Origin of the sequence: Pseudomonas sp. NPDC008258, assembly GCF_042956345.1 — a bacterium.
In the GTDB taxonomy this organism is placed as follows: Bacteria; Pseudomonadota; Gammaproteobacteria; order Pseudomonadales; family Pseudomonadaceae; genus Aquipseudomonas.
In genome coordinates this window covers 34423-60922 of sequence record NZ_JBIBGE010000031.1, presented here as the reverse complement: position 1 = coordinate 60922, position 26500 = coordinate 34423, and the positions used below count along the sequence as shown (strand labels likewise).

The 26500-nt window shown below is 62.2% G+C and carries 30 protein-coding genes; 20 read left to right on the top strand and 10 right to left on the bottom strand.

Annotation, left to right across the window (positions count from 1 at the left end):
• Positions 1 to 299: 299 nt before the first annotated feature.
• Positions 300 to 770, top strand: a complete 471-nt coding sequence (gene eif5A / locus ACFY9W_RS22540) for a translation initiation factor IF-5A (protein WP_391134934.1) — start codon at positions 300 to 302, stop codon at positions 768 to 770.
• A 113-nt stretch (positions 771 to 883) separates the two neighbouring features.
• Here eif5A and ACFY9W_RS22535 read toward each other — a convergent pair whose 3' ends face one another.
• Positions 884 to 1507 (bottom strand): LysE family transporter, encoded by a 624-nt coding sequence (locus tag ACFY9W_RS22535; protein WP_391134931.1) that lies wholly within the window; start codon positions 1505 to 1507, stop codon positions 884 to 886.
• A 131-nt stretch (positions 1508 to 1638) separates the two neighbouring features.
• Here ACFY9W_RS22535 and ACFY9W_RS22530 point away from each other — a divergent pair, with 131 nt between their 5' ends.
• Together ACFY9W_RS22530 and ACFY9W_RS22525 are read left to right on the top strand one after the other, a co-directional pair.
• A complete protein-coding gene (locus ACFY9W_RS22530) occupies positions 1639 to 2448 on the top strand; it encodes a helix-turn-helix domain-containing protein (RefSeq protein ID WP_391134928.1) in 810 nt (269 codons plus the stop codon).
• 73 nt (positions 2449 to 2521) lie between these two features.
• Positions 2522 to 3136 (top strand): LysE family transporter, encoded by a 615-nt coding sequence (locus ACFY9W_RS22525; RefSeq protein WP_391134925.1) that lies wholly within the window; start codon positions 2522 to 2524, stop codon positions 3134 to 3136.
• On the opposite strand, the gene ACFY9W_RS22520 is transcribed toward ACFY9W_RS22525, so the two are convergent.
• On the bottom strand, positions 3084 to 3815 hold the full coding sequence (locus tag ACFY9W_RS22520) for a metallophosphoesterase (protein WP_391134922.1): 732 nt from the start codon (positions 3813 to 3815) through the stop codon (positions 3084 to 3086). The two genes, ACFY9W_RS22525 and ACFY9W_RS22520, sit on opposite strands and share 53 nt — an antisense overlap.
• Positions 3816 to 3891: 76 nt before the next feature.
• Between ACFY9W_RS22520 and ACFY9W_RS22515 the strand changes: the two genes are divergently transcribed.
• The 3 genes from ACFY9W_RS22515 (at position 3892) to ACFY9W_RS22505 (ending at position 5465) form a co-directional block, all read left to right on the top strand.
• A complete protein-coding gene (locus ACFY9W_RS22515) occupies positions 3892 to 4407 on the top strand; it encodes a DUF3016 domain-containing protein (RefSeq protein ID WP_391134919.1) in 516 nt (171 codons plus the stop codon).
• 75 nt (positions 4408 to 4482) lie between these two features.
• Positions 4483 to 5226, top strand: a complete 744-nt coding sequence (locus tag ACFY9W_RS22510) for a nitrilase-related carbon-nitrogen hydrolase (RefSeq protein WP_391134916.1) — start codon at positions 4483 to 4485, stop codon at positions 5224 to 5226.
• The gene (locus ACFY9W_RS22505) at positions 5223 to 5465 is read left to right on the top strand and encodes a hypothetical protein (protein WP_391134913.1); all 243 of its coding nucleotides are present in this window, start codon (positions 5223 to 5225) and stop codon (positions 5463 to 5465) included. Before ACFY9W_RS22510 ends, ACFY9W_RS22505 begins: the two co-directional genes overlap by 4 nt.
• 4 nt (positions 5466 to 5469) lie before the next feature.
• On the opposite strand, the gene ACFY9W_RS22500 is transcribed toward ACFY9W_RS22505, so the two are convergent.
• From ACFY9W_RS22500 to ACFY9W_RS22490, 3 genes are all read right to left on the bottom strand, one after another.
• Positions 5470 to 5970, bottom strand: a complete 501-nt coding sequence (locus ACFY9W_RS22500) for a methylated-DNA--[protein]-cysteine S-methyltransferase (protein WP_391134910.1) — start codon at positions 5968 to 5970, stop codon at positions 5470 to 5472.
• A gap of 72 nt (positions 5971 to 6042) precedes the next feature.
• Positions 6043 to 6843, bottom strand: a complete 801-nt coding sequence (locus ACFY9W_RS22495) for a lipopolysaccharide biosynthesis protein (RefSeq protein WP_391134907.1) — start codon at positions 6841 to 6843, stop codon at positions 6043 to 6045.
• Positions 6844 to 7103: 260 nt separating this feature from the next.
• Positions 7104 to 7514 (bottom strand): MerR family transcriptional regulator, encoded by a 411-nt coding sequence (locus tag ACFY9W_RS22490; protein WP_391134904.1) that lies wholly within the window; start codon positions 7512 to 7514, stop codon positions 7104 to 7106.
• 268 nt (positions 7515 to 7782) lie between these two features.
• Here ACFY9W_RS22490 and ACFY9W_RS22485 point away from each other — a divergent pair, with 268 nt between their 5' ends.
• On the top strand, positions 7783 to 9030 hold the full coding sequence (locus ACFY9W_RS22485; protein WP_391134901.1) for an NADH:flavin oxidoreductase/NADH oxidase family protein: 1248 nt from the start codon (positions 7783 to 7785) through the stop codon (positions 9028 to 9030).
• 9 nt (positions 9031 to 9039) lie between these two features.
• Positions 9040 to 9396: an osmotically-inducible lipoprotein OsmE gene (gene osmE / locus ACFY9W_RS22480; protein WP_391134898.1), complete on the top strand. Its 357-nt coding sequence runs from the start codon at positions 9040 to 9042 to the stop codon at positions 9394 to 9396.
• A gap of 2 nt (positions 9397 to 9398) precedes the next feature.
• On the opposite strand, the gene ACFY9W_RS22475 is transcribed toward osmE, so the two are convergent.
• Positions 9399 to 9758, bottom strand: a complete 360-nt coding sequence (locus tag ACFY9W_RS22475; RefSeq protein ID WP_391134895.1) for a hypothetical protein — start codon at positions 9756 to 9758, stop codon at positions 9399 to 9401.
• Between the two features lie 162 nt (positions 9759 to 9920).
• Between ACFY9W_RS22475 and ACFY9W_RS22470 the strand changes: the two genes are divergently transcribed.
• From ACFY9W_RS22470 to ACFY9W_RS22445, 6 genes are all read left to right on the top strand, one after another.
• Positions 9921 to 10109 carry a hypothetical protein gene (locus tag ACFY9W_RS22470; protein ID WP_391134892.1) on the top strand — a complete coding sequence of 63 codons (189 nt, stop codon included), beginning with the start codon at positions 9921 to 9923 and terminating at the stop codon, positions 10107 to 10109.
• A 152-nt stretch (positions 10110 to 10261) separates the two neighbouring features.
• Positions 10262 to 11965 (top strand): amidase, encoded by a 1704-nt coding sequence (locus ACFY9W_RS22465; protein ID WP_391134889.1) that lies wholly within the window; start codon positions 10262 to 10264, stop codon positions 11963 to 11965.
• A 171-nt stretch (positions 11966 to 12136) separates the two neighbouring features.
• Positions 12137 to 12811: a PAS domain-containing protein gene (locus tag ACFY9W_RS22460; RefSeq protein ID WP_391134886.1), complete on the top strand. Its 675-nt coding sequence runs from the start codon at positions 12137 to 12139 to the stop codon at positions 12809 to 12811.
• Positions 12808 to 13725 carry a pyridoxal-phosphate dependent enzyme gene (locus tag ACFY9W_RS22455; protein ID WP_391134883.1) on the top strand — a complete coding sequence of 306 codons (918 nt, stop codon included), beginning with the start codon at positions 12808 to 12810 and terminating at the stop codon, positions 13723 to 13725. The genes ACFY9W_RS22460 and ACFY9W_RS22455 overlap by 4 nt, the downstream gene beginning before the upstream one ends.
• Before the next feature lie 188 nt (positions 13726 to 13913).
• Positions 13914 to 15011, top strand: coding sequence for a carboxynorspermidine decarboxylase (locus ACFY9W_RS22450; RefSeq protein WP_391134880.1), 1098 nt, complete (start codon positions 13914 to 13916; stop codon positions 15009 to 15011).
• Positions 15012 to 15044: 33 nt separating this feature from the next.
• Positions 15045 to 16289, top strand: coding sequence for a saccharopine dehydrogenase family protein (locus tag ACFY9W_RS22445; protein WP_016394970.1), 1245 nt, complete (start codon positions 15045 to 15047; stop codon positions 16287 to 16289).
• A 162-nt stretch (positions 16290 to 16451) separates the two neighbouring features.
• On the opposite strand, the gene ACFY9W_RS22440 is transcribed toward ACFY9W_RS22445, so the two are convergent.
• The 3 genes from ACFY9W_RS22440 to ACFY9W_RS22430 all read right to left on the bottom strand — a co-directional run bounded on the left by ACFY9W_RS22440 (position 16452) and on the right by ACFY9W_RS22430 (position 18802).
• On the bottom strand, positions 16452 to 17498 hold the full coding sequence (locus tag ACFY9W_RS22440) for a methyltransferase domain-containing protein (RefSeq protein ID WP_391134878.1): 1047 nt from the start codon (positions 17496 to 17498) through the stop codon (positions 16452 to 16454).
• 119 nt (positions 17499 to 17617) lie between these two features.
• Complete coding sequence (locus tag ACFY9W_RS22435; protein ID WP_391134875.1) at positions 17618 to 18481, bottom strand: DJ-1/PfpI family protein; 864 nt, start codon at positions 18479 to 18481, stop codon at positions 17618 to 17620.
• 15 nt (positions 18482 to 18496) lie between these two features.
• The gene (locus tag ACFY9W_RS22430; RefSeq protein ID WP_391134872.1) at positions 18497 to 18802 is read right to left on the bottom strand and encodes an antibiotic biosynthesis monooxygenase; all 306 of its coding nucleotides are present in this window, start codon (positions 18800 to 18802) and stop codon (positions 18497 to 18499) included.
• A gap of 91 nt (positions 18803 to 18893) precedes the next feature.
• Between ACFY9W_RS22430 and ACFY9W_RS22425 the strand changes: the two genes are divergently transcribed.
• The 6 genes from ACFY9W_RS22425 to ACFY9W_RS22400 are packed head-to-tail and all read left to right on the top strand — an operon-like array spanning position 18894 to position 24748.
• The gene (locus ACFY9W_RS22425; RefSeq protein WP_391134869.1) at positions 18894 to 19829 is read left to right on the top strand and encodes a LysR substrate-binding domain-containing protein; all 936 of its coding nucleotides are present in this window, start codon (positions 18894 to 18896) and stop codon (positions 19827 to 19829) included.
• 48 nt (positions 19830 to 19877) lie between these two features.
• Complete coding sequence (locus ACFY9W_RS22420) at positions 19878 to 21215, top strand: nucleotide sugar dehydrogenase (RefSeq protein ID WP_391134866.1); 1338 nt, start codon at positions 19878 to 19880, stop codon at positions 21213 to 21215.
• Complete coding sequence (locus ACFY9W_RS22415) at positions 21203 to 22177, top strand: NAD-dependent epimerase/dehydratase family protein (protein WP_391134863.1); 975 nt, start codon at positions 21203 to 21205, stop codon at positions 22175 to 22177. The genes ACFY9W_RS22420 and ACFY9W_RS22415 overlap by 13 nt, the downstream gene beginning before the upstream one ends.
• Positions 22178 to 22211: 34 nt before the next feature.
• Positions 22212 to 22955: a glycosyltransferase gene (locus tag ACFY9W_RS22410; RefSeq protein ID WP_391134860.1), complete on the top strand. Its 744-nt coding sequence runs from the start codon at positions 22212 to 22214 to the stop codon at positions 22953 to 22955.
• Positions 22952 to 23224 (top strand): lipid-A-disaccharide synthase N-terminal domain-containing protein, encoded by a 273-nt coding sequence (locus ACFY9W_RS22405; RefSeq protein WP_043204254.1) that lies wholly within the window; start codon positions 22952 to 22954, stop codon positions 23222 to 23224. The genes ACFY9W_RS22410 and ACFY9W_RS22405 overlap by 4 nt, the downstream gene beginning before the upstream one ends.
• 3 nt (positions 23225 to 23227) lie before the next feature.
• Positions 23228 to 24748 carry a glycosyltransferase family 39 protein gene (locus tag ACFY9W_RS22400; protein ID WP_391134857.1) on the top strand — a complete coding sequence of 507 codons (1521 nt, stop codon included), beginning with the start codon at positions 23228 to 23230 and terminating at the stop codon, positions 24746 to 24748.
• Between the two features lie 168 nt (positions 24749 to 24916).
• Here the strand turns inward: ACFY9W_RS22400 and mqo are convergent, their stop codons facing one another.
• A complete protein-coding gene (gene mqo / locus ACFY9W_RS22395; RefSeq protein ID WP_391134854.1) occupies positions 24917 to 26494 on the bottom strand; it encodes a malate dehydrogenase (quinone) in 1578 nt (525 codons plus the stop codon).
• Positions 26495 to 26500 lie beyond the last annotated feature (6 nt).

Here is a 26500-nt window from a genome sequence, read left to right as displayed (position 1 = left end):
ACAGTGCGCTTCCCTGCCACCCTGTGAGCGGCTATGGAATGTCCCTGTGTAGAATCCCCTTGAATAAAAGTGGAGACTGGTATCGATGGAGAAACCATGCACACATCCACCTGCTTTTCTTTCAGACAGACTACTCAGCGTAAAGCTTCGCGCAAACAAAGCCAACTGACATATTTGTCAGTTGCGTAGATTATCGCCATGCCCGATAGTTTAATTACGGTCAACTTCCAGGGTTGCAAATCCCTTGATGTACATGGCTGGAGTGTTCCGAAACCTGACAATGCGGAGGACGATATAACATGAGCGACGAAGCATTCGAATTTGTAAGCGCTTCACCCGAGGGCAGCCCAACATACCCAGCGCAGGCAGCCTTGCTTAAAAAAGATGACCACGTAATGATCAAGAACCGTCCGTGCAAGATCGTCGACATATCACGCTCGACGAATTCAAAGACAGGGTTGGAAACAACGCACATTATTGCTACAGATATATTCACCGGGAAGAAACTCGAAGACTCATGCCCCAGCACGCACAATATAGACATCCCCTTTATCAAGAGGGATGAGTACAGTCTTATATCAATCAATGAAGATGACTTCCTCTCTCTGCTGCACCCGATTGCTTGCGAAACTAACGACGATGTAAGACTTCCGGATTCCGAGTTGGGTCGCAGCCTGCAGAAAGCTTATCTTGACGGAAAAGAAATCTCCATCACAGTCCTAAATACTATGAATGAGAATATGATCATCTCATTTAGAGAAGTTTCATAATCCTGAGTAATGGGTGGAATGGCGGTCGGAAAGGCCTGGCGCAAGGAGTTTGGAGAACCCCTATCACCAGGCCCTCCCCCTCAGCAAACGGAATGCCAGGTTTTCAAGCATGCTTAACGCCGCGCAGCCAGCAGGCCAAGCCCGGCGCAGCCCAGCAGGGAGGCGCTGACCCGGTTGAACAGGCGGCGTGGGCCGGGCTGGCTGAACCAGCGCTGCATGTAGGCGCCCAAGCCTGCGTAGATGGCAATGGCCGCCCACTCAAGCAGCAGGAACAGCACGCCCAGCCACAGGAACTGCTCGCTCACCGGGGTGGCGCTACCGACCGATACGAACTGCGGCAGGAAAGCGGTGAAGATCAGAATGGCCTTGGGGTTACCGGCCGCCACCCAGAACTCCTGCCGTGCCAGGTGCCAGGTGCCACGCGGGTGATCCGTAGCCACCACGGCCTCGCCCACCGGTGCCCGCCACAGTTGCCAGGCGATATAGAACAGGTACGCCGCACCCACCACCTTGATGGTCAGGAACAGGTATTCGCTGGTGTGCAGCACCACGGCCAGGCCCATGGCCGCCAGGGCGATCATGCCGCTGAAAGCGATAATGCGCCCGCCACCGGCCACGCAGGCGGTACGCAGGCCATAGCGGCTGGCATTGTGCAACGACAGCAGGTTGTTCGGCCCCGGCGCCATATTCAAAGCGAAACAGGCGGGAATGAAGAGCAGCAGGCTTGAAAGGTCCATTGTTGTTTTCCTTTGGCAACTGCTGTCTATTTCGGCGGTTGCGGGGCCTTGCGGTCAAGTTACAGCCAGCGATAAAAACTGTACGGGTACACGCCAGCTGTTACGCTGGCGGTGCCACCGAGGACCTTGAGATGCTCTGTTCGCAAACCGCGCTATGGCGCGACCCGGCACTCCCGCACGTGGAAAGCCGCCGAGCCTGCCATAGCCGGGCCTGTTACAAGGCCCACAGCCACCCGACGTTTTCCATCGGCGCGGTGGATGCCGGCCATAGCCATTTCAGCGGCGCCGCACACGGGCAGGAACGCCTCACGCCCGGTACGCTGGTGCTGGTGCCAGCCCACCGCGTACATGCCTGCAACCCCGAACCTGGGCAGCCCTGGAGCTACCAGATGCTGCATGTGGATGCCGAATGGCTCAACCAGCTGCGCCAAGAGTCGGGGCTGGGCGGCGCCGGCCCTTGTGAGCCGGCGCGTATCTGCCGGGAAGCGGCGGTGTATGTACAGTTCTGCGAGCTCAACAGCTTGTTGTTTTCCAGCGCCAGCAACAGTGAGAAAGATGCCGCATTGATTACCTTTCTCGGTGACCTGGACTTTGCCGCTCATGCACCGCTGGCAGCAGCCCCTGCCTTGGGCGCCACAGCATTGAGCGGGTTGATTGCGCACCTCGAAAGCCAGGACCCTGCGCAGCTGAGCCTGGAGGTGCTGGCCCGCGAGGCTGGGCTTGGCCGCTACCAACTCATCCGTACGTTCCGCACCGCTACCGGGTTTACCCCGCACGCCTACCTGCTCAATGCCCGGGTCAACCGTGGGCGGCAGTTGCTAGGTGAAGGGCAAGCGCTGGCAAAAGTGGCCTATCAGCTCGGGTTTGCGGACCAAAGCCATTTTCAGCGGGTATTCAAGGCCCATGTAGGGGTGACACCGGGGCAATACCGCGGCCGTTGATAGCCTGCAATATTGTTCAATACGCTGTGGCCCGGGCGGGGCAAAGTGCGGGTTTTACGCCTGAGCAGCCCCAATGCAACAATTCCTGATCATCGCCCTCGCCCATTTTCTCGCCCTGCTCTCACCCGGCCCGGACTTCTTCCTGGTCGCGCGCAGCTCGATCACCAGCGGCTGGCGGCTTGCCAGCGGCGCCTGCCTGGGGATCGCCCTGGCCAATGGCGCGTTCATTGCCATGGCCTTCACCGGCCTGGCCGTACTGCAGGAAGGCAGCCTGCTGTTCACTACCCTGCAACTGGCCGGTGCCTGTTACCTGCTGTACATCGGCATGCTGTTCTTGCGCCATGCCGGGCAAACCCAACTGAGCATGGTCGGGGGCAATCCGCAGGTGCAAGGCTGGTGGCGTGGTTTGGGCATGGGGTTGTTGTCTGGCATCCTCAACCCCAAGAATGCACTGTTCTACGCCAGCCTGGCGAGCATGGTTGCCAGCGCCAGCGCCGGCTGGAAAACCGCCTACGCCCTTTGGATGTTCAGCATTGTGCTGCTGTGGGACTTGCTGGTTGCCGTGGCCATCGGCAACCAGCGGGTGTTGCGACGTTTCGCCCGCAGCCTGCCGTGGCTGGAGCGGGCCTCGGGCGTCATGCTGGTGGCATTGGCGCTGGTGCTGGTGATACATCTGGCGCGGGGCTGAGCAGTTTCAGCGTGCGCATGTCCATCAAACTGAAGTGGCCACTGGCCCAACCACCGGTGTCCAGGTGCCAGACATTGCCCAGCAGCTTGGGCTCCAGCACCGGTGTATGCCCGACAAGCAAGGCGCGCAGGCCTTGCACTGGCTGGGTATCGCCTTCCTTCAGCCGGCGGCGCGACCACTGGCACACTTCCCGCACTTTGGGGTCGTCGTCCAGCTCCAGTTCCAGCCAACTACGTAATGCAGCCCAATCGGCAAACGGGCTGTCGGCGTGTAAAAGGCCTACCAAACCATCCGCACTTTCCACTTCGATCGCAATCGGCAGCTGCTCGAAGCGTTCCACGTAGCGTAATTGCTCGACCCGCGGCAGGTCGAGGAACCAGCTTCCGCCCGCTGCACGGTACATGTCCAGGTCAAGCCGCCCACCTCGCACGCGCGTGATTGCCAGCGCTTCATGGTTGCCTTGCACCGCATGAAACCAGGGCCGGGCAAGCCATTCCAATGCTGCCTCGCTGTGCGGCCCGCGATCGACCAGGTCACCCACGCTGAACAGGCGGTCCACGGCCGGGTCGAACCCCACCGCTTCCAGGCACTGCTCCAGGCGTTGGAAGTGGCCATGGATATCGCCCACCGCAAGGTCTCGCCCGCGGATATTGGCGAGTAACCGCCGAAACCGTCCCATTACAATCTTCCTCTGCTGGTGGCGCCTTGGCGGGCGTAAAATGGAAGCACTCCCCAACTACCCCCGGAGGTGCATCATGCGTACCGCCCTTGTGTGTGCCGTGCTCATGGCGCTGTCACTGGACAGCATGGCACAAGGTACCCCGGCCGCGCAGGTCGAGGTGCGTTTCGACCACCCGGAAAAATTCCGCGATGCCAGCCTGGACAACCATGGCTACGAGCGTGGCGCCGATGACTATGTAATGAAAACCCTCACCCAGTACCTGCAGAAACTCGGCCAGCGTTACCTGCAACCGGGCCAGCAGCTGGTCATTGACATCCGCGATATCGACCTGGCCGGGCGCTTCGAGCCCTGGCACAGCCAGGCCTACGATGTGCGCTTCATGCGCGAGATCACCTGGCCAACCATCGACCTGACCTACACCCTCAGCCAACCGGGCAAGCCCGCCCAGCAAGCGCAGGAGCGGGTCAGCGACAAGATGTACCTCAGCCGCCCGGGCAGGGTCGCCAGCAGCAGCGACCGCCTGTATGCCGAGAAAGCCATGCTCAACGACTGGTTCCGCCAGCGCTTCGCCCCGCACCCGGCAACCTGAAAAACCCTTCACTGGTACAGGCGTTGGTGCCGGTAGTATGCTCGGCCCTTCAACCTGTACCAGGGAAGGGTTTAGATGAAACTGTGCGCCGTACAACTGGCGTCGCTCAAGGGCGATGTGCCAGGCAACCTCCAGCGCCACCTGGCCTGCATCGAGCAAGCCGCGGCCCTTGGCGCCGAGCTGGTGGTATTCCCCGAACTTTCGCTGACGGGCTATGAGCCTACCCTGGCACGCCAGACCGCCCTGCCGGTCAGCTCTGCACGGCTGGACCCACTGCAAGCGGCCTGTGACCGGCTGGGTATCACCGTGGCCGCAGGCCTGCCGTTGCCGACACCCGAGGGCATTCGCATCGGCATGCCGATTCTCAGCCCCATGGCTGCCCGCCAGGCCTATGCCAAACGGCGCCTGCATGAAGACGAGTTGCCGTATTTCATCCCGGGCGACCAGGCAGTGTTGCTGCAGGTGGGTGAGCACCGGGTGGCACCGGCAATCTGCTACGAATCCATGTTCATGGCGCACGCGGCCGCTGCCCGCGAGCTTGGCGCCGACCTGTACCTGGTCAGCGTGGCGAAAACCGCCAAGGGCATCCGCGAGGGGTACGTGCATTACCCTGATGTAGCGCGCGAGCTGGGCATGCCGGTGTTGATGGCCAACTGCGTGGGCCCGGCCGACACCTTCATCGGTGCCGGGGGTTCGGCGGCATGGGACGGCCAAGGGCGCTTGCTGGCCAGCCTGGATGACCACAGTGAAGGGCTGATCCTGCTGGACACTGGCAACGCCAGCGCAATCGCCCTGCCCTTGGACCCGCAATCGGCATGATCTATGTGCTTATCGCGCTGGTGAGCTACAGCGGCACGTACTACCTGGTCGGCTTGCTGGTTCAGGGCCAGCTTGCCGATGTGGCCGAAGGGTTGCGCCATCGGCCCGATGCGCCGACACCCGGCGAGTACCTGCGCGAGGTCAGGCCCCATGCACGCAGGGCCCACCGGCACTACACCCTGATGGCCGGGTCGGCGGTGGCCATACTGGCCTGCCTGCTCGCCAGCTGGTTCACCTGACGCCTTACAGGTCCAGTGCCAGGCTCTGCCGACCTTCCAGCGCCAGCAAGTACTGCTTGGCCGCCAGGCCGCCGGCAAACCCGGTAAGGCTGCCCGAAGCGCCGATCACGCGGTGGCACGGGGCGATGATGGAGATCGGGTTGCGGCCGTTGGCGGCGCCTACCGCCCGCACTGCATTGGGGTTGCCGATTTGCCGGGCAATGTCGCTGTAGCTGCGGGTTTCACCAAACGGTATCGCCAGCAACGCGGCCCATACCTGACGCTGAAACGCGGTGCCGGCAAAGTCCAGCGCCAGCTCGAAACACTGGCGTTTACCGGCAAAATACTCGCCGAGTTGCCGAGCGGTTTCCCGCAGCACCGGGCACTGGTCATCGCGGTGCAAGGCGCCGAGGCGCACGCGGTTTTCCCGTTCTTCTTCCCACAATACGGCGGCCAGGCACTCGCCACGGGCCACCAGGGTCAAGGTGCCGACGGGGGACTGCATGAGGGTGAATGCGCTGGACATATGCGTTTACCTGCCTGTTTGCGATGGGCGTACTGTACGCATCTACAGCCCTGCACGCACCCGCTTTCTTGCTCAGGTAATTGCACAACCGGCAATCTGCCGCGCCTCGTTCAGGTTGACCTTGGGGATCAACTCGGCGGGTATGCGCGAGTTGGCCGACAGGTTGTAGACGTGGAAGTGCTCGTTCACCACCTCCCGTGCCATCAGCGTCAGCGACGGCAGGATGCGGCTGTCCCAGTGCTGGTCGAGCCCGCATGGCGAATACGGGCCCTGGCCATTTTCGTAGAAACGCCCCACGGTCTGGTCCAGGTCTACACCGACCAGCAACACTTCTTCAAAACCCAGGTGATACGCCAGTTGCAGCGCCACATAGGCCACAGTCCGGGCATCAAAGAACCCGTATGCCAGGTCTTTGCTGAAGGCGATCGACCGGGTCCGTTTGCTCCACAGTGCCCGGTTGCAGACGCAGTTGTCACCGTGGCCTCGCAAACCGTCCAGCAGGCCTGGGGTGTCGGCCTTGCGCAGGGCGTAGCGCTCGGTGCTGGCTGGCACATTGGCACCGGCATATTGCTCGGGCCAGAGCGCCAGGCGTTCGCTGTCGCGCAGGGCGGTGGCGAACAGGGCCGGCTGTTGCTGGCGGAAGCTTTTGTCCGTGCATACGTAGAAGAAAGGCTTGATGCCATGTTCGGCAGTCATGGCGACCGAGCCGTTCATGGCGATGATGGGCAAATGCGCGAACTCGCCCAGCGGGAAATGCTTGGCAGAGGCGCCGGAGGCAAGAATCACCACGGGGCCCTGACGGGTATTGCGACACGCCTCGAAACTGGAGAACGCCCCGCGTTCAGCGCTTGGCTGCGACGGAAGTGTGTTCATCAATGGCATCTATAACTGGACAGTACAAACCACAATACTGATCCGTGTATGTGCCGTGGCCGCTTTTACCTAACTTTACCCAACTGAACAGTAGTCGACCGCCGAGTCCATGATTGGCGGGGTTCAGGCTGCTATGCAGCCCTCATGGACCACCTGTACCAAGGGTAGTTCCCCTACTTTGCGTGAGGAATAGAGGTTACCGCTGCCGACACGACAGACGGCTTTATTCATGAGCCAGCTTGATGCCTATGGTTGGCAAGTTAACCATTACCCGTTTGCCAATCGGCAAGCAGACGCTGGGCATTCGTTTCGCAATCCATCCCTTGTGGCTTGCCTTCGATACCCGCAATAACCGCCAGCAACTGGGCGCGGTTCTGCGCCAGGCGCTGTTGCAGGGCTTCGATCTCCGTCACCTTGCGCTTGAGGCTCGCCAACAACTGGCCGTGGCCCGCCGCCGTTGCCCCTGAGGTGTCGCCCAGTTCGCGCATTTCCTCAAGGCTGAACCCGGCCTGCTGGCCACAGGTGATGATCTCCAGCGCCCGAACTACCTGCTCCGGGTAATCCCGGTATCCATTACCCAGGCGCCGGGCGGCAATCAACCCGCTGGCTTCATAAAAGCGGATGCGCGATGCACTGAGCCCCGTACGTCGCGCCAGTTCACCAATTTTCATTTCGGCATCATTCCCCTATTGACCTTAAAGTTGACTTTAACCTTAGCCTTCTCGGGAACCTAGGGTTTGTACGAAAAGTCGCCGAGCGGCGATCAGGCAAGGCGAAAACAGGCGAGGAACGGCCGGGGTCGCGCCCGACTTTGCTGGTTGCAAATGAGCATTCCGAGCCTGTTTTCAACGCAGCATGATCGTCGCGCAGGCACTTTGCGCACAAAGCCTAGCCCACGCCTGCGCAAATCGATGCGTGGTAGCCATCTCGGAGATCGCCATGACGCCATTCCAGCCCCTGCACCTGCACCTGCCCAACGGCAGCATCATTCCCAACCGCATCGCCAAGGCCGCGATGGAAGAAAACCTGGCCAACGCGGACCAGACCCCTTCCGACAAGTTGCTGCGCCTGTACCAGGCTTGGGCCGAAGGCGGTGCCGGGTTGTTGCTGACAGGCAACGTGATGATTGACCCCGGTGCAATGACTGGCCCCGGCGGCGTGATGCTGGACGACAGCCAGCCGCTACAACCCTTTCGCGACTGGGCCCGCACCGGTCGCGCCCATGGCGCGCAGTTCTGGATGCAGATCAACCACCCCGGGCGGCAGATGCAGGCCAACCTGGGCCAGCCCACCGTGGCACCTTCGGCTGTCGCCCTGGACATGGGCGGCCTGTCCAGGCTGTTTCCGGTGCCCAAGCCACTGGATGAAGCCGAGATCGCCGCAGTGATCCAGCGCTTCGCCCGCACCGCAGCACTGGCCGAAGAAGCGGGTTTCAACGGTGTGCAGATCCACGCCGCCCACGGGTATCTGCTGAGCCAGTTTCTGTCGCCGTTGAGCAACCAGCGTCAGGACCGATGGGGTGGCAGCCTGGAAAACCGTGCGCGGCTGTTGCTGGAAGTGGTGAAAGCCGTGCGCGAAGTGGTTTCGCCCGGCTTCAGCGTGGCCGTAAAGCTGAATTCGGCAGACTTCCAACGCGGCGGCTTCGAACCTGCCGATGCCCGCCAGGTGGTGCTGTGGCTGAATGAATTGCCGGTGGACCTGGTGGAGCTTTCGGGCGGCAGTTACGAGGCCCCCGCGATGCAAGGCGATGCGCGAGACGGCCGCACCCTGGCTCGCGAGGCTTACTTCCTGGAGTTTGCCCAGGAAATTGCGCGCATCGCGACCATGCCGGTGATGGTCACCGGGGGCATTCGCCGCCTGCCGGTGGTCGAGCAGGTACTGGGCAGTGGTGTGGCAATGGCCGGCATTGCCACGGCCCTGGCCGTGGAGCCCACCCTGCCCCGGCGCTGGCAGCGAGGGGAACCTGCGGCCACCGCTGCACTGCAGTCGATTCGCTGGAAGCGCAAGGCATTCGCCGCGCTGGCTTACATGGCCCTGGTGAAGTTGCAGATGCGCCGGCTGGCAGCCGGCAACAGGCCAAAAGCACACGCGTGGCCGTTGCGGGCCTTGTTGTTGGAACAGGGCTGCACATTACTGCGGGTAAGGCAGTACAGGCGTATGATGAAAGGCCGAGCGAATCAAGGGTGAGGCATTGTCATGAACAAACCCTTACACGCGCTGATCTTCGCCTTGGCGGCGCTGTCTGCCTGCTCATCCAGCTCAGCGCAGTATCACGACCTGCCACTGGTGGCCAATGTCGAAACCGGCATGAGCAAGGACCAGGTCGTGCAAATCGGCGGCAAGCCTGTTGCCGAGTCGGACCGCACCGTCGTGCCGGGCACCTGTTATGACTACGTGCTCAGCAAAGCCGCAAACCGGCAACCCTACAGCGTGAGCTTCGACGGTGCCGGCAAGGTCGACAAGACCGCCTTCATGACCTGCGCCGAGTGGAGCAATGCTCAGCACAAGGCCCGGTTGCCCAGCATGGGCGGCTCAAGCGGCTCGGGCTACTGAGGTCAGTCCAGGCATTCCCTGGCTGCCTGGCGCAACTTGTCGCCAGACAGGAAGCTGCCTTTGTAGAACGTTGCGCGGCTGCCCTCGCGAGAATCGACTACGTCCAGCACATCGTCGGACGCCACTGCGCTGGGGGCCGTGAGCCGATAACCATGGGCGATTGACTTCTGTGTGGCCTGGGGCGCCAGCGCTTGCCACTTGGGCAGGACACAGGCGGCATACTGCTGCGGTGACTTCTTGGTCAGTTTGCTGGCAGTGGGGTTGCCGGGCGTTGCGCAGCCGGCAAGGTTGGCGGCTAACAAAGCGCCGATCAGAATACGAAAAGTAGGCATTTGCAATTGGCCGTTGGGGATACGCTGCATTCTATCGATAGTTGCCGGAAGTTACTAATCAACCAAGGTCTTGCTACAGGCACCGTGCGCACCAGCACCTGATAATTCTGCCAGTGGCATGGGTTGGTAAATGCTGGGAAAGTGAAACACCCAGGCGGCAGCCAACCACAACCCTGTAAGGAACATCACGCCATGCAAAAGAATACCAACACCATGCAATATTTCTACCAGAACGGACAACTTGTCACCCTGACTGGAAAGCAAAGCCGCAGCATCTTTCGAAGCCCAGACATGCCGCTTGCAGAATACCAAACGCAAGGCAGCAGTTTGCTGGTTACGGACGACAAAGGGTCTGTACTTCAAGTGCAGGAAAAGGATTGATCGGCCACGGTCTTCCCAAAGCGGGAAGACCATGCCGGGCCAACAATGCCCGCCTGCATGAATCCATTTGCTCCTGCGCAAACCTGCGTCCGCAAGGTCCTTCTTGTACACTCCTCGCATTAGCCCCCACCTGCACATTTTTTGGTGAACGCATGATCGAGGTAACCGAGGTTTCCATTGCCGAGCTGCGCGACGCGCTCGAGTCGGGCCGCACGACGGCGGTCGAGCTGGTCAAGGCCTACCTGGCGCGTATCGACGCCTACGATGGCGCCGACACCGCCACGGCCTTGAACGCCGTGGTAGTGCGCAACCCAGAGGCGCTGAAAGAAGCCGAGGCCTCCGACGCCCGCCGCGCCAATGGCCAGGTACTGAGCCCGCTGGACGGCATCCCCTACACCGCCAAGGACAGCTACCTGGTCAAAGGCCTGACTGCTGCTTCCGGCAGCCCTGCCTTCAAGGACCTGGTCGCCCAGCGCGACGCTTTCACCATCGAGCGCCTGCGCGCCGCCGGTGCCGTGTGTCTGGGCAAGACCAACATGCCCCCCATGGCCAACGGTGGCATGCAGCGCGGCGTATATGGCCGCGCCGAAAGCCCCTACAACGCCAATTACCTGACCGCGCCCTTTGCCTCGGGCTCTTCCAACGGTGCCGGTACCGCCACCGCTGCCAGCTTCAGCGCCTTCGGCCTGGCCGAAGAAACCTGGTCCAGCGGCCGTGGCCCGGCATCCAACAACGGCTTGTGCGCCTACACCCCATCGCGTGGCGTGATTTCGGTGCGTGGCAACTGGCCGCTGACCCCGACCATGGACGTGGTGGTGCCTTACGCCCGCACCATGGCCGACTTGCTGGAAATCCTCGACGTGGTGGTAGCCGATGACGCTGACAAGCGCGGCGACCTGTGGCGCTTGCAGCCTTGGGTGCCGATCCCGGCAGCATCGGCTGTGCGCCCTGCGTCGTATCTGGACCTTGCAGTAGATGCCGGCGCACTCAAGGGCAAGCGCTTTGGCGTACCGCGCATGTATATCAATGCCGACACCGAAGCAGGCACCAGCGAGAAGCCAGGTATCGGTGGCCCGACCGGCCAGCGCATCAACACCCGCGCCACCGTGATCGACTTGTGGCAACAGGCACGCCAGGCCCTGGAAGCGGCCGGCGCCGAAGTGCTGGAAGTGGACTTCCCGCTGGTATCCAACTGCGAGGGCGACCGCCCAGGCGCCCCGACTGTTTACAACCGTGGCATCGTCAGCAAGGAATTCCTGCATGACGAACTGTGGGAACTGTCCGGTTGGGGCTTTGACGACTTCCTGCGTGCCAACGGTGACCCCAAGCTCAACCGCCTGGCCGATGTCGACGGCCCACGGATCTTCCCGCACGACCCAGGCACCCTGCCCAACCGGGAAGACGACCTGGCTGCCGGCATGGACGAATACGTCAACATGGCCAAGCGCGGGCTGAAGACCTGGGACCAGATCGAAACCCTGCCTGACGGCCTGCGCGGCCTGGAACAGACCCGCAAGCTGGACCTGGAAGACTGGATGGACACGTTGGGTCTGGATGCGGTGCTGTTCCCCACCGTGGCCGATGTGGGCCCGGCGGATGCCGACGTCAACCCGGCCTCGGCAGACATCGCCTGGAGCAACGGCATCTGGGTTGCCAACGGCAACCTGGCAATCCGTCATCTTGGCGTACCAACCGTCACCGTGCCCATGGGCGTGATGGCCGATATCGGCATGCCGGTGGGCCTGACCTTTGCCGGGCGGGCTTACAGCGATAATGCGCTGCTGAGCTTTGGTGCAGCGTTTGAGGCAACCGGCTCGCGCCGCATGATCCCACCACGGACCCCGGCCCTCAGCTAAGTACCGGGGCTGCTTCGCAGCCCATCGCCACCTCGACCGCGCCGCTCTCATGGCCTGTGCAGCACCTGTGGGAGCTGGCTTGCCGGCGATGAGGCCGGTAACAGCAGCATGAATCGCATAATTCAACGTTGTGTGTAAAAATACACATAACGTTGAATTATGCGATCTGCCATGCCCATCTCTCCTAGCGAAGAACGCCACCTCACCCTCACCGTACTCAAGGCTGCCATCCAGGCCCTGGGTAGCGTTGCCGCACGCAACATGGAAATCCTCCTGCACGACCTGGACCACGCGGAGCACTCCGTGGTGGCGATAGTCAACGGCCACCTTTCCGGCCGTAGCGTCGGCAGCCCGATTCTCGCCGCCCCGGAACAGGACCAAGGGTTCAAGGCATTGATGCAGGCCTCGGCCGATCAGCGCGGCTGCGAGCCCGTGGTACTTCCCGACTACCCCACCACGCTGAAGGGCCGCACCCTGCGCAGTGCCACTGCCATCTTCCGCGACAGCACCGGCCACCCCTTCGCCAGCCTCTGCGTCAACACCGACGTCACCGGCCTGGACGCTGCCATGAGTTTTCTCCAGCAGTTACAGCCATTGGGGGCCACACCCACCGTCAGCGAACCTGCCGACATGGAACAGCTGATGAGTGAAATCATCCAGGCCTCGCTGCAGCGTACCGGCCAGGGGCGAATGAACAAACAGGCCAAAGTCGAGGCTGTTCGAGTCATGCAGGAGCGTGGCCTGTTCATCGTCAAAGGCGGCGTGGAGAAGGCTGCCAGTGCCCTGGGCGTGACCCGTTACACCATTTACAACTACCTTGAACAATTGCGCGGAGCCAGCCAATGACCTTGCATATCCACACACCCCTGATCGAATCGCGCCCGCTGTCGTTGGCCGCCGGCTGCAATGTCTGGCTCAAGCTCGATGCCCTGCAACCTTGCGGCTCCTTCAAGCTGCGCGGGGTGGGCCATGCCTGCGAAGTGCATCAGGCCCGCGGCGCCAAACAGTTCATCTCGTCCTCGGGCGGCAACGCCGGCCTGGCGGTGGCATACGCCGGGCGCAAGCTGGGCGTGCCGGTAACCGTGGTAGTGCCCGAAACCACCACGGAGCGGGCCAAGCAATTGCTGCATCTGGAAGACGCCAAGGTGGTGGTGCATGGCAGCTCCTGGCAAGAAGCCAACGCCCTGGCACAGACCCTCATCGGCCCGGATGACGCCTTTATCCACCCGTTTGACGACCCACTGCTGTGGACCGGGCATGCCAGCCTGATCGATGAAGTGGCCCAAGCCGGCGTGAAGCCCGACGCGGTGGTGCTGTCGGTAGGCGGTGGCGGCTTGCTCAGCGGCGTGGTCGAAGGGTTGCAGCGCAATGGTTGGGCTGATGTACCGGTGCTGGCAGTGGAAACCAACGGCGCAGCATCGCTGAATGCGGCCATACAGGCGGGGCATTCGGTTGAGCTGGAGCGTATTGCTTCAGTGGCAACATCGCTGGGGGCAAAGCGCGTCGCAAACCAGGCGCTGGCCTGCGCACAGCAGCACCCGGTGCACAGCCACCTGGTCAGCGATCGCGCAGCGCTGCAGGCCTGCGAGCGGTTCCTGCTGGACCATCGCGTGCTGGTGGAGCCGGCCTGCGGAGCGGCGTTGGCACTGGCCTATACACCGGCCACCTTGGCGCAATACCAGAACGTGCTGCTGGTGGTTTGCGGCGGCGCTACGGCAACGCTGGAACAGATTCAGGCGTGGTTGCAGCAGGCCGATTGAGGCCTGCCACTTGTCGGTGCTGATTACGATAGTCACATGCGCCTGATCTACTGAGCCCGCCGCAACCGGAAAAATGCCTTCGCAACCGCGTCAACCCTGACGAAATGCGTATCGCACCCTTTCGGTCTGCGGCAAGTGAAGGCACAATGCGTGTCCTTTTTTTGGCCGGCCTGGCCGGGGGCCTTTAAATGATCAAGACGCCGTACTACCTCATCGACAAAACCAAGCTGCTCAGCAACATGGAGAAGATCGCCTACGTGCGTGAACACTCCGGTGCCAAGGCGCTGCTTGCCCTCAAGTGCTTCGCCACCTGGTCGGTGTTCGACCTGATGCAGCAGTACATGGACGGCACCACCTCGTCCTCCCTGTTCGAGCTCAAGCTCGGCCGCCAGAAGTTCGCCGGCGAAACCCACGCCTACAGCGTGGCCTGGGCCGACGACGAGGTCGAGGAGATGCTCGAGAACTGCGACAAGATCATCTTCAACTCGATCGGCCAGCTGCAGCGCTTTGCCGAACAGTCCGAAGGCAAGGTGCGTGGCCTGCGCGTCAACCCGCAAGTCAGCAGCTCCGACTACCTGCTGGCCGACCCGGCCCGCCCGTTCAGCCGCCTGGGCGAATGGGACCCGGAAAAAATCGAAGGGGTGATCGAGCAGATCTCCGGCTTCATGTTCCACAACAATTGCGAGAACGGCGACTTCGGCCTGTTCGACAAGATGCTGACGCACATCGAAGAACGCTTCGGCCACTTGCTGCACAAGGTCGAGTGGGTCAGCCTGGGTGGCGGCATCCACTTCACCGGTGAAGACTATGCGGTAGACGCCTTCTGCGCGCGCCTCAAGGCCTTCTCGCAAACCTACGGCGTGCAGGTGTACCTGGAGCCGGGCGAAGCGGCCATCACCAACAGTGCCTCGCTGGAAGTGACCGTGCTCGACACCCTGTATAACGGCAAGCACCTGGCCGTGGTCGACAGCTCCATCGAAGCGCACCTGCTCGACCTGCTGATCTACCGCCTCAACGCCAAGATGGCCCCCAACGACGGCGAGCACACCTACATGGTCTGCGGCAAGTCGTGCCTGGCCGGTGACATCTTCGGCGAGTACCAATTCGACCGCCCGTTGGCCATTGGCGATCGCCTGTCGTTCATCGACACGGCGGGCTACACCATGGTCAAGAAAAACTGGTTCAACGGTCTGAAGATGCCTTCCATCGTGGTCAAGCAACTCGACGGCAGCGTCGAGGTTGTTCGCGAGTTCGGTTTCGAAGACTACGTTTCCAGCCTGTCGTAAGACCGGCTATCCAAGTAAGGAGCAAAAGGTAAATTGAAGAAGAACGTTCTTATCATTGGTGCAGGAGGTGTCGCCAAGGTGGTGGCCCACAAGTGCGCACAGCATAACGACGAACTGGGTCGTATCGCTATCGCGTCACGGAACATCTCCAAATGCCAGGCCATCATCGACAGCGTCAAGGCCAAGGGTAGCCTCAAGGTACCCGCCGACATCCAGGCCTTCTCGCTCAACGCCCTCGATGTCGAGGCAACCAAGGCTCTGATCCGCGAGACCGAATCGCAGATCGTGATCAACGTGGGGTCCGCCTTCCTCAACATGTCGGTGCTGCGTGCCTGCATCGATACCGGTGTTGCCTACCTGGACACCGCCATCCACGAAGAGCCGGGCAAGATCTGCGAAACCCCGCCGTGGTACGGCAACTACGAGTGGAAACACCTCGAAGAGTGCCAACAAAAGAACATCACTGCCATTCTCGGCGTCGGTTTCGACCCGGGTGTGGTGAACAGCTACGCAAAACTTGCGCAGCAGCAGTATTTCGACAGCATTGATTCGATCGACATTCTCGATGTCAATGCCGGTTCGCATGGCAAGTACTTTGCCACCAACTTCGACCCGGAAATCAACTTCCGCGAGTTCACCGGGCAAGTATGGAGCTGGCAGAACAGCCAGTGGACCAGCAACACCATGTTCGAGGTCAAGCGTACCGACGACCTGCCCGTGGTAGGTTCGCAAAACCTGTACCTGACGGGTCACGATGAAGTTCACTCGATTTCGAAGAACCTCAACGTGCCGAACGTGCGTTTCTGGATGAGCTTCGGCGAGCACTACATCAACGTGTTCACCGTGCTGAAAAACCTGGGCCTGCTCAGCGAGCAGCCGGTAAAAACCGCCGAAGGCCTGGAAGTGGTACCGCTGAAGGTGGTGAAGGCCGTACTGCCAGACCCGGCCTCGCTGGCGCCTGGCTACACCGGCAAGACCTGCATTGGTGACCTGGTCAAGGGCACCAAGGATGGCCAGCCACGCGAAGTCTTCATCTACAACGTGGCCGACCACGAAGAAGCCTACGCCGAGACCGACAGCCAGGGCATTTCCTACACCGCCGGCGTACCGCCAGTGGCTGCTGCCCTGCTGGTTGCCCGTGGCGAGTGGGATGCCAAACGCATGGTCAACGTCGAGGAGCTGCCAGCCGAGCCGTTCCTCAAGGCGCTGGACGTGATGGGCCTGCCGACCCGCGTGAAAGATGAAAAAGGCGATCGTCCTTGGGACGCTGAAGCCTAAGCGGTAAAACAGAGGGGGCGCCAACAGGGCGCCCCTTCTGCTTTTACAGGCCTGGCCTCTTCGCGGGCACGCCCGCTCCCACAAGTAATGCGTTGGTTTCAGGCCTGTGGTAATCCTGTGGGAGCGGGCGTGCCCGCGAAGAGGCCAGCACAGGATTACCCCCTACTTGCGGGCCTCCAGAATCAGGTTGAACGGCGTTTGCGTCGCCCGCCGGAACCGGCTGAACCCCGCCTCCTCGAACACCGCCCGCAACCGCGCCTCGCCGGCCTGCGCACCTAGCCCCAACCCCACCTCCTGGGACAACGAGTTCGGCGTGCAGATAAACGTAGACGCCGCATAGAACAACCGCCCAACCGGTGTCAGGTTGCCGTCCAGCGAATCCTCGGCATAAGGCTCCACCAGCATCACCGAACCGTCAGGCTTCAATGCACGGTAGGCATGCCTGGCTGCCCCCACCGGGTCGCCCATATCGTGCAGGCAATCGAAGAAGCACACCAAGTCATGGTCATGCCCCGGGTAGTCCTTGGCGCTGGCTTGCTGAAAACTCACCCGCTGCGCCAGCCCTGCTTCTTGCGCACGCTGGTTGGCGGTGGTGATCGATGGAGCGTGGTAGTCATAGCCCACAAACGTCGACGCAGGAAATGCCTGGGCCATCACCAGCGTCGAAGCGCCGTGCCCACAACCCACGTCTGCCACCTTGGCACCGGCTTGCAGCTTGCCGACCACACCCTCCAGCGCCGGCAGCCACTCAGCTACCAGGAAAGTGCGATACCCTGGCCGGAAGAACCGCTCGGTACCACTGAACATGCACGGGTGGTGGTCGCCCCAGGCCAGGCCGCCGTCACCGCGCATGGCCGCAACCAGCTTGTCCTTGTCATGGAACAGCGCCGCGATCACCGCCGCCCCGCCGGCCATGTACGCAGGGGAGTCCTCCAGTGCCAGCGCCATGGCCTGCTCTTCGGGCAACACGAAAACGCCCTTGTCATGCGTCATGTAGCCCGATGCCGCCTGGGCGTTCAGCCACTCGCGCACCAGCCGTGGGTGGCAACCTGTCTTGGCCGCCAGCGCCTCGGGCGTGGTCGGTTGGCTGTCTGCCATGGCCCGATACAGGCCCAGCTCGTCGCCCAGAATGACATTTGCCAGCGTCGCTGCCGCGCCCATGTCACCTACCAGCTTACCCATGAAATCGTGAAGCCTTGCCTCGTCCATGACCTGCCCTCCTCTGCAAGAAGGCCATCGCCAGCGAGGGACGTCCGCTCCGGGGAGGCGGTGGTCGATTGAATGGTATGGGCCTGCCGAGCGCTACCCGACGCAGGCCACCTGTAAGTTTAGTTGCCCCTATCGGTGCGCTTCGCCTGCTCAGCCAATTTCTCCAGCAGTACCGTGGCCAGCGCCTTGTCCGAGAACGGGTTCTGCCCGGTGATCAGTTCGCGGTCCACCACCACGTTGGGTTGCCAGGCCTTGGCGTACCCCATGTCGCCACCGGCCATTCCCAAGGCGTTGGCCGGGTAGAACAACAGGCGCTGGTCCTTGAGCGAACCTTCGAACACCTGCTCCTCCGGGTCGGAGAAAATGGTCATCTTATAGCCCTTGTACAGCCAGTCATTGGCAGCCGGCTTCTCGCCACGCGCCAGTGCCGCCTGGTAGCCGACCGGGTCCTGCTGCGCCGAAAGCAAGGCGATAGGGCCGTGGCAGATGGCCGCAGTGGGTTTGCCCGCCTGGTGGAAATGCCGCAACAAGGTGCCCACGTCAGGGTTGTTGGCCAGGTCAATCAACGGCGCGTGGCCGCCAGGAATGAACAGCCCGACATAACGGCCCAGGTCGCTGGCCAGCACTTCCTTCACCGACAGGGTATCGCCAATGTCCGGCAAGCCCTGCACGACCTGTTCGATCCGGCGCATTTCGGCCGCATCACCGGCAAAGTACTGCGGGTCAACCGAGCGCTGGTCCACACTCGGGGCATTACCCTTGGGCGTCACTAGCACCAGTTGGTAACCGGCCTTGAGCAACTGGTCAGCGGGCACGCCGAACTCGTTGAGGTAGTAGCCGGTGGCGTAGTGTTTGCCGTCCTGCAACGGCAGCTGGTGCTCGCTGGACAGCAGCACAAGTACCTCACCCTTTGGCGCCGCGTGGGCACCACCGGCGAGCAACGCGCCGGCAACCGCCACCGCCACTGTGGACATCTTGTTCATGCAGTTATCTCCTGATCAGGCAAAAGGTGCGATAGCAAGGGGACGGACCAATCGCACCTGTGTGGGTGCTGCCAGCCATTGCGCGGTGGCTGAGCGGTACGTCTGGTAATGGGGGCTCTGGCGATGAGCCTCGACAGCAGCCTGGTCGACATAAAGTTCGAACAGATCAAAGGTCAGTTCATCGACGTCGTGAACGAACAGGTCGTAGCGCAAGTTGCCCGATTCAGCTCGGGTTTGTTCGACCATCACCCGCAGTGCCCGCTCGACCGCGTTGCGGTGTTCGGACTTGGGCGTGATGGTGGCAAAGATAGCTACGTGCATGGTGGCTCCATGTCAGTCAAAAACTGGGAGAATCCTATCTCCACCGTTATCATTCGTTAATTCGAAAGCCGTCATATCCGACATCCAAAATATGAATATCATCAGCAAGGACCTCAACCTGCTGTACCTGTTTCATGTGCTGTACCAGGAACGTAACGCCACCCTCGCCGCCCATCGCATGGCGCTGAGCCAGCCCGCGCTCAGCCACAAGCTCAACAAGCTGCGTCATCAGTTTGGCGACCCCCTGTTCGTCCGCGCCCCCAGGGGCCTGACACCCACACCGCGCGCCCACGAACTGGCACCCGAGGTGGAACGCCTGGTAGCGGGCCTGGAAGGGTTCTATGAACGCTGCGAAGGGCAGGATTTTCTCAGCCGCCCTGCCCGCCTGCACATGTACAGCACCGACTATGTGGAACAGACACTGCTGCCCAGGCTGCTGCCGATCCTGCGCTGCCACGCACCTAACCTGACGCTGGTCACCCAAAACACCCGCGGCCAGCTACCTCGCGAAGGCCTGGAAAAAGGCACCTGTGACCTGGCCGTTGCCGGGTTCTACACCGACCTGCCAGAAACCTTCCACCAACAACGCCTGCTCAGCGAGCACTTCGTAGTATTGGCCTCGCGCAGCCATCCGGGCCTGGACAACGGCCTGGACCTCGACACCTTCCTTGCCAGCGACCACCTGCTCACCACCCTCACCGGCGACCTCGATGGGCTGGTCGACCGCGCCCTGCACAGCCAAGGTAAGCAGCGACGGGTGGTGGCAGGGCTGTCGAGCTTCATCGCGCCCACACGCCTGCTGCGCGGCACCGACCTGCTGCTTACCTGCCTGCGCTCATTGGCCATCGAAGCCACCCAGCACGATGACGACCTGCGCATGTACCCACTGCCGCTGGCACTGCCCGATGTCGAGGTGATGCAGATCTGGCACGAACGCACCCACGCCGACCCGCTACGACGCTGGTTCCGCCAACAGCTATGGACCGTTGCCCAAGAAGCAGATGGCCGCACAGGTCACAATTCCTAAACAACAATGTGACATTTTTTTTCAGCTTTCTTATCAAGGAGCTGAACGATGAAGGTCACGGTTTTCGGTACCGGCTATGTCGGCCTCACCCAGGCAGTGTGCCTGGCCCAGGTGGGGCACTCGGTGTTGTGCATGGACGTCAACGCCGAGCGGGTCGCCGCGCTCAACAAAGGCCATTGCCCGATCTTCGAGCCCGGCCTGGCGCCGATGCTGGACAAAAACCTGGCCTGCGGCCGCCTGCGCTTCACCACGGATGCCAGGGAAGCAGCCAACTACGCCAAATTGCAGTTCATCGCTGTCGGCACACCGCCACAAGCCGATGGCAGCGCCGACCTGAAGCACGTTTTTGCGGTGGTCGACGGCATCCTCGAACATGCTGACGGCGCCAGGGTGATCGTCAACAAATCCACCGCACCGGTCGGCACTGTGCACCGTATCAAATCGCGCATAGCCCAAACGGTCGCCGACAGCGGTCGCTTTCAGGTAATCAGCAACCCGGAGTTCCTCAAGGAAGGCTCGGCCGTGGATGATTGCATGCGCCCGAAGCGCATCATCATCGGCGGCGCAGAACCGGCAGAAGTGGAACTGCTGCGTGAGCTATACCTGCCCTTCAGCCGCAACCGCGAAAAACTCATGGTGATGGATGCACGCAGCGCCGAACTGACCAAGTACGCGGCCAACTGCATGCTGGCGACCAAAATCTCCTTCATCAACGAAATCGCCAACCTGGCCGAGCACCTGGGGGCCGACATCGAGATGGTGCGCCGCGGCATCGGTTCCGACCCGCGCATCGGCTACGACTTCATCTACGCCGGCTGCGGCTTTGGCGGCTCGTGCTTCCCCAAGGACCTGCAAGCCCTGCGCCGTAGCGCCGAGGCGGAAGGCTTCGAGCCGCAACTGCTGCGGGCGGTAGAGTCTGTCAACCAGCATCAGAAGGGCCGGCTGTTCAGCAAGATCCAGCGGCACTATCCCGATGGCCTGCGGGGCAAGGTATTTGCCTTGTGGGGGCTGTCGTTCAAACCCAACACCAATGACATCCGCGAGGCCTCCAGCCGGGTCTTGCTGGAAGCGCTGTGGGCCGCTGGCGCACGGGTACAGGCCCATGACCCGCAGGCGATGGAGGCGATACAGCAGCACTACGGCCCGCGTACCGACCTGCAACTGGTACCGTGCAAGGATGATGCTCTGGAGGGTGCCGACGCGCTGGTGATCGTCACCGAGTGGCAGGACTACCGTGTACTCAACCTGGACAAGGTGCCGCAACTGCTGGCGGACCGGGTGGTGTTCGACGGGCGCAACCTGTTCGAGCCCGAGCACATGGCCGCTGCCGGCCTGACTTACTACGGTATCGGCCGTGGCCAGGTGCAGCCAGCATGCCCGTACTGATTACCGGCGTGGCCGGTTTCATCGGCTTCCACCTTGCGCGCCGCCTGTGCGAGGCAGGCATCGAGGTGGTTGGTATCGACAACCTCAATGCCTACTACAGCATCGAGCTGAAACAGGCGCGCCTGCAGCAGTTGACCGGCTTCACCCATTTCCGCTTCCAGCACCTCGATATCGCCAACGCTGCCGACCTGCAACAGCTGTTCTGCGGGCAAGCTTTCAGCGAGGTGATCCACCTGGCAGCCCAGGCCGGGGTGCGCTATTCGCTGGACAACCCCGGCGCGTACGGCCAGGCCAATCTGGTGGGCTTTCTCAATGTGCTCGAAGCCTGCCGCCAGCAACCACCACGCCACCTGATCTACGCCTCCAGCAGCTCGGTGTACGGCGCCAACGCCAAGCTGCCATTCAGCGTCGACGACCCGGTCGAGCAGCCGGTATCGCTGTACGCTGCCAGCAAGCGCGCCAATGAACTGATGGCGCACAGCTATGCGCACCTGTATCGGCTACCCGCTACCGGCTTGCGTTTTTTCACCGTATACGGCCCATGGGGCCGCCCCGACATGGCGCTGTTCAAGTTCACCCGCGCCATGCTCGAAGGCCGCCCGATCGAAATCTACAACAACGGTTTGATGGGGCGCGACTTCACCTACATCGACGACATCGTCGAGAGCATCCTGCGCCTGCGCCTGAAGCCGCCACAGCCTGCCTACGGGCAAGCGCCCTGCGAGTTGTTCAACATCGGCCGCGGCCAACCGGTGCGGCTGCTGCACTTCGTCGAATGCCTGGAGGATGCATTGGGCATCAAGGCCCGGCGCGAGTACCTGCCGCTGCAAGCAGGCGACGTGCTTGAAACCTGGGCCGATGTGAGCTCACTGGCACGCTGGATCGGCTTCACACCGGGCACGCCGCTGGAACACGGCGTTAACGCTTTCGTTGGCTGGTACCGGGATTTCTACCGGGTTTGAGCCACGCAATCACAACAAGATCACAGGTAGCCTCATGACAGATCCACTTGACCTCTCGGTACTGATCCCCGCCCGGAACGAGGTCGACAACTTGCCGTCACTGTTGATGGAAATACGCACCGCGCTGGCAGCCGTAAACCATGAAGTACTGGTGGTTGATGACGGTAGCAGCGACCGCACCCTGAGCGTGCTGCAGCAACTGAAAAGCCAGGGCTACACGCAACTGCGCATACTGCGTCACGACCGATCGTTGGGCCAGAGTACCGCCCTGTGGCATGCCGCGCAGGCAGCCCGTGGTCAATGGCTGGCCACCCTCGACGGCGACGGCCAGAACGACCCCGCCGACATCCCCGGCATGCTGGCCCTGGTGCGTGCCGATCAGGACCTGGCAGGCGGCGTAAAGCTGGTGGCCGGGCACCGGGTCAACCGCCGCGACAGCGCCAGCAAGCGCTGGGCTTCACGCTTTGCCAACGGGCTGCGCAGCCGCCTGCTCAAGGACGCCACGCCAGACACCGGCTGCGGGCTGAAGCTGATCGAACGCGCCGCCTTCCTGCGCCTGCCCTACTTCGACCACATGCACCGCTTTATCCCGGCCCTGATCCTGCGCCACAACGGCTGCATGCTGGTGCACCCGGTCAACCACCGGCCGCGCCATGCCGGGGTGTCCAAGTACGGCAACCTGGACCGCGCGCTGGTTGGCATCGTCGACCTGTTCGGGGTGTGGTGGCTGATCCGCCGCACCCGCCTGGGCAGCCAACCGCAGGAGCTTGAAGGATGACCCGCGAAACCCTGTGGCTGATCATCGGCTTCGCCGGCCAGGCGGTATTCACCGGGCGCTTCGTGCTGCAGTGGCTGTACAGCGAGTTCAAGCGCCGCAGCGTGATCCCGGTAGGGTTCTGGTACCTCAGCATGCTCGGCAGTGCGCTGCTGCTGACCTATGCCATCTACCGCCAGGACCCGGTGTTCATCATCGGCCAGAGCTTCGGGTTTCTGGTTTACCTGCGCAACCTGCAACTGATCGCCCGCAACCAGGAACAGAAGGAATAGCCCTTGCCAAGCTTCAAGACGCTTGGGGCCGAACGCCTGGCCCTGATTGCCCTCGCGGTGCTGCTGGTAGGCGCAGGAATCGGCTGGCGTCAGCCGATGAATGTGGATGAAGAACGCTTTCTGGGCGTGGCCCTGGAAATGCTGCAGAGCGGCAACTGGTTCATCCCGCACCGGGCTGGGGAAATCTACGGCGACAAACCACCGCTGTTCATGTGGACCGTGGCCCTGTTCAGCCAGCTGACCGGCTCGCCCAAGGTCGCCCTCTACATCCCTGGGCTGCTGTCGGCGGCGACCATTACCTGGGTGCTGCATGATCTGGGGCGGCGCCTGTGGAACCGGCGTGTCGGCATGATTGCCGCCTTGCTGTTCCTGGCCACTTACCAGAGCTACAGCATCCTGCGCACCGGGCAGATCGACAGTTTCCTGTGCCTGTGGGTGGCGCTGGGCATCTACGGCATGGTGCGCCACCTGCTGTTAGGGCCAGCGTGGGGATGGTTCTACCTGGCCTGTGCGGCCATGGGCCTGGGCATCATCAGCAAGGGCGTGGGCTTTGTCCCGGCGCTGATGCTGCTGCCTTATGCCTGGGCGGTACGCCAGCGCTGGCACGGCGTTGTCGCCATGTCTGGCCAAGGGTGGCGCTGGAGCCTGGGGCTGCTGTGCCTGCTGGCCGGTTGTGCGGTGTGGCTGCTGCCGCTGCTGGTGTCGATTGCCCACGGCGGTGGCGCGGCGGAGCTGGCCTACCTGAAGGAAATCCTGCTGCGCCAGACCGCCAGCCGCTATGCCAATGCCTGGGACCATCGCGAACCGTTCTGGTACTTTTTCGTCAAGGTCATCCCCAAGTACTGGCTACCGCTGATACTGGCCCTGCCGTGGCTGGTGCCTGCCTGGCGCCGGCAGTTGCAAAAGCACGATGGCCGCTTTCTGCTGCTGCTCGGCTGGGTAGCGCTGGTGCTGCTGTTTTTCAGCCTCAGCAGCGGCAAACGCAAGCTGTACATCTTCCCGGCCTTGCCAGGCCTGGTGCTGGCCATCGCCCCGCTGGTGCCATGGTTGCTCAAACACTGGTTTCAGCGCCGGCCGGGCTGGCGCAAGGCATTTACCGCCGTGGCGGTGGTGTGGTTTGCCCTGTGGTTTGCGCGTGGCTTTGTCGAGCCGCTCAAGGAGGGACGCAACCCGCACGACACCTTGATGAGCGAAGCTGCGCGCGCCACCGGCGGTGCCGAGCTGGTACTGGTCAACTGGCGCGAGGGCCACTGGCTGTTTGCCCGACAGCCCATCGTGCACTTCGGTTTTACCGGCCAATCCAAGGCGGATGCGGCGGCCTACTGGCTGCGCCACAACCCCAGCGCCTTCGCCCTGATTCCGGCCTCCGAGCTGGGCCGCTGCTTCAGTGCCGACAAGGCGCGCAGGCTAGGTGAGACTTCACGGGCCGAGTGGTATGTGGTGGGTGCCGGTGCCGACAACGGCCAGTGCCTGGCTACTGGCCCCAGCCACGTCTACCACTTCGCCTGGGCGAATACGCCTTAACGCGGTCCGGCGAGGTTTGCCGGCTTTACTGGGGCTGCTCTGCAGCCCTTCGCGGGCACGCCCGCTCCCACAGGAATCGCGCCTTTTCTGGGCTCAGCGCTACACCTGTGGGAGCGGGCGTGCCCGCGAAGGGCCGCACAGAGGCCCCACCGGCCTCAACTGACATCGTCAAGGTGTAACGGCGCTCACAGGTGGATCAAGCTGCAACACCTCGTTGGTATACGCCCACTCCTTCTCTACTTGCTCGGGGTGATCGTTCAGGCGCGTGCCGTAGGACGGGATAATCTGCTTGATCTTCGCCTGCCACTCGGGCGACGCCACCTTGTCCTTGAACACTTTGTTCAACACATCGAGCATGATCGGTGGCGCAGTCGAGGCACCCGGCGAGGCCCCCAACAAGCCGGCGATGCTGCCGTCCTTGGCCGTCACCACTTCAGTCCCGAGCTTGAGCACGCCACCCAATGCGTCGTCCTTCTTGATGATCTGTACCCGCTGGCCCGCCTGCCACAGCCGCCAGTCCTCCTTCTTCGCTTCGGGGAAGTAGGTGCGCAGCGCCTCGAAGCGGTCATTGTCGGATTGCAGCACCTGCCCGATCAGGTATTGCACCAGGTCGAACTCGCGCACCCCCACCCGCACCATTGGCCAGGCATTGTGTACGCTGGTGCTGGCAAGCAGGTCGAGCAGCGAGCCTTGCTTGAGGAACTTGGTCGAGAAGGTGGCAAACGGCCCGAACAGGATCATGCGCTTGCCATCGAGCACCCGGGTGTCCAGGTGCGGCACTGACATCGGCGGCGCACCGGTGGCGGCGATACCGTAGGCCTTGGCCATGTGGCGCTGGGCGATGGCTGGGTTGTCGGTGACCAGGAACGACCCGCCGACCGGGAACCCGGCATAGTCTTTGGCTTCGTCGATACCCGACTTTTGCAACAGCGGCAATGCTGCACCGCCAGCGCCGATGAACAGGAACTTGGCGTCGGTGGCCGCCTTGCTGCCGTCCTTGAGGTTCTTGTATTCGACATGCCAGGAGCCGTCGCCGTTACGGGTGATGTCCTGCACCTCAGTCGACAGCTTGAGGTCGAAGTTCGGCCGGGTCTGCAGGTAGCCCACATACTGCCGGGTAATCTCGCCAAAATTGACGTCGGTGCCGATTGGCGTCCAGGTCACGGCCAGTTTCTGGTTGGGGTCTCGCCCTTCCATCATCAACGGTACCCATTTGCGGATCTGCTCATGGTCCTCGGAGTACTGCATGGGCTTGAACAACGGGCTGGCCTGCAGCGCGTCGTAGCGTTTTTTCAGGAAACGGATGTTGTCGTCGCCCCAGACAAAACTCATGTGCGGGGTGGTGTTGATAAACGAGTGCGGGTTCTTCAACACCCCCTGCTTCACCTGCCAGGCCAGGAACTGGCGGGTGATCTGGAAAGACTCGTTGATCTCCACGGCCTTGCTGATATCGATCTTGCCGTCTTTTTCCGGCGTGTAGTTCAGCTCCGCCAGAGCCGAGTGGCCGGTGCCCGCGTTATTCCAGCCGTTGGAGCTTTCCTCGGCGACCTTGTCCAGGCGCTCGACCATTTCCATCGACCAGCCCGGCTCCAGCTCGTTGAGCCAGACCGCCAGCGTGGAACTCATGATGCCGCCGCCTACCAGCATGACATCGACCTTCCTGGTTTCCGCGGCCTGGGCGTTGAGCATGCCAAAGGCCAAGGCCAGCCCGGCCAATGCCAGCTCCGGCTTCAGGGTGATTTTCATAACCTT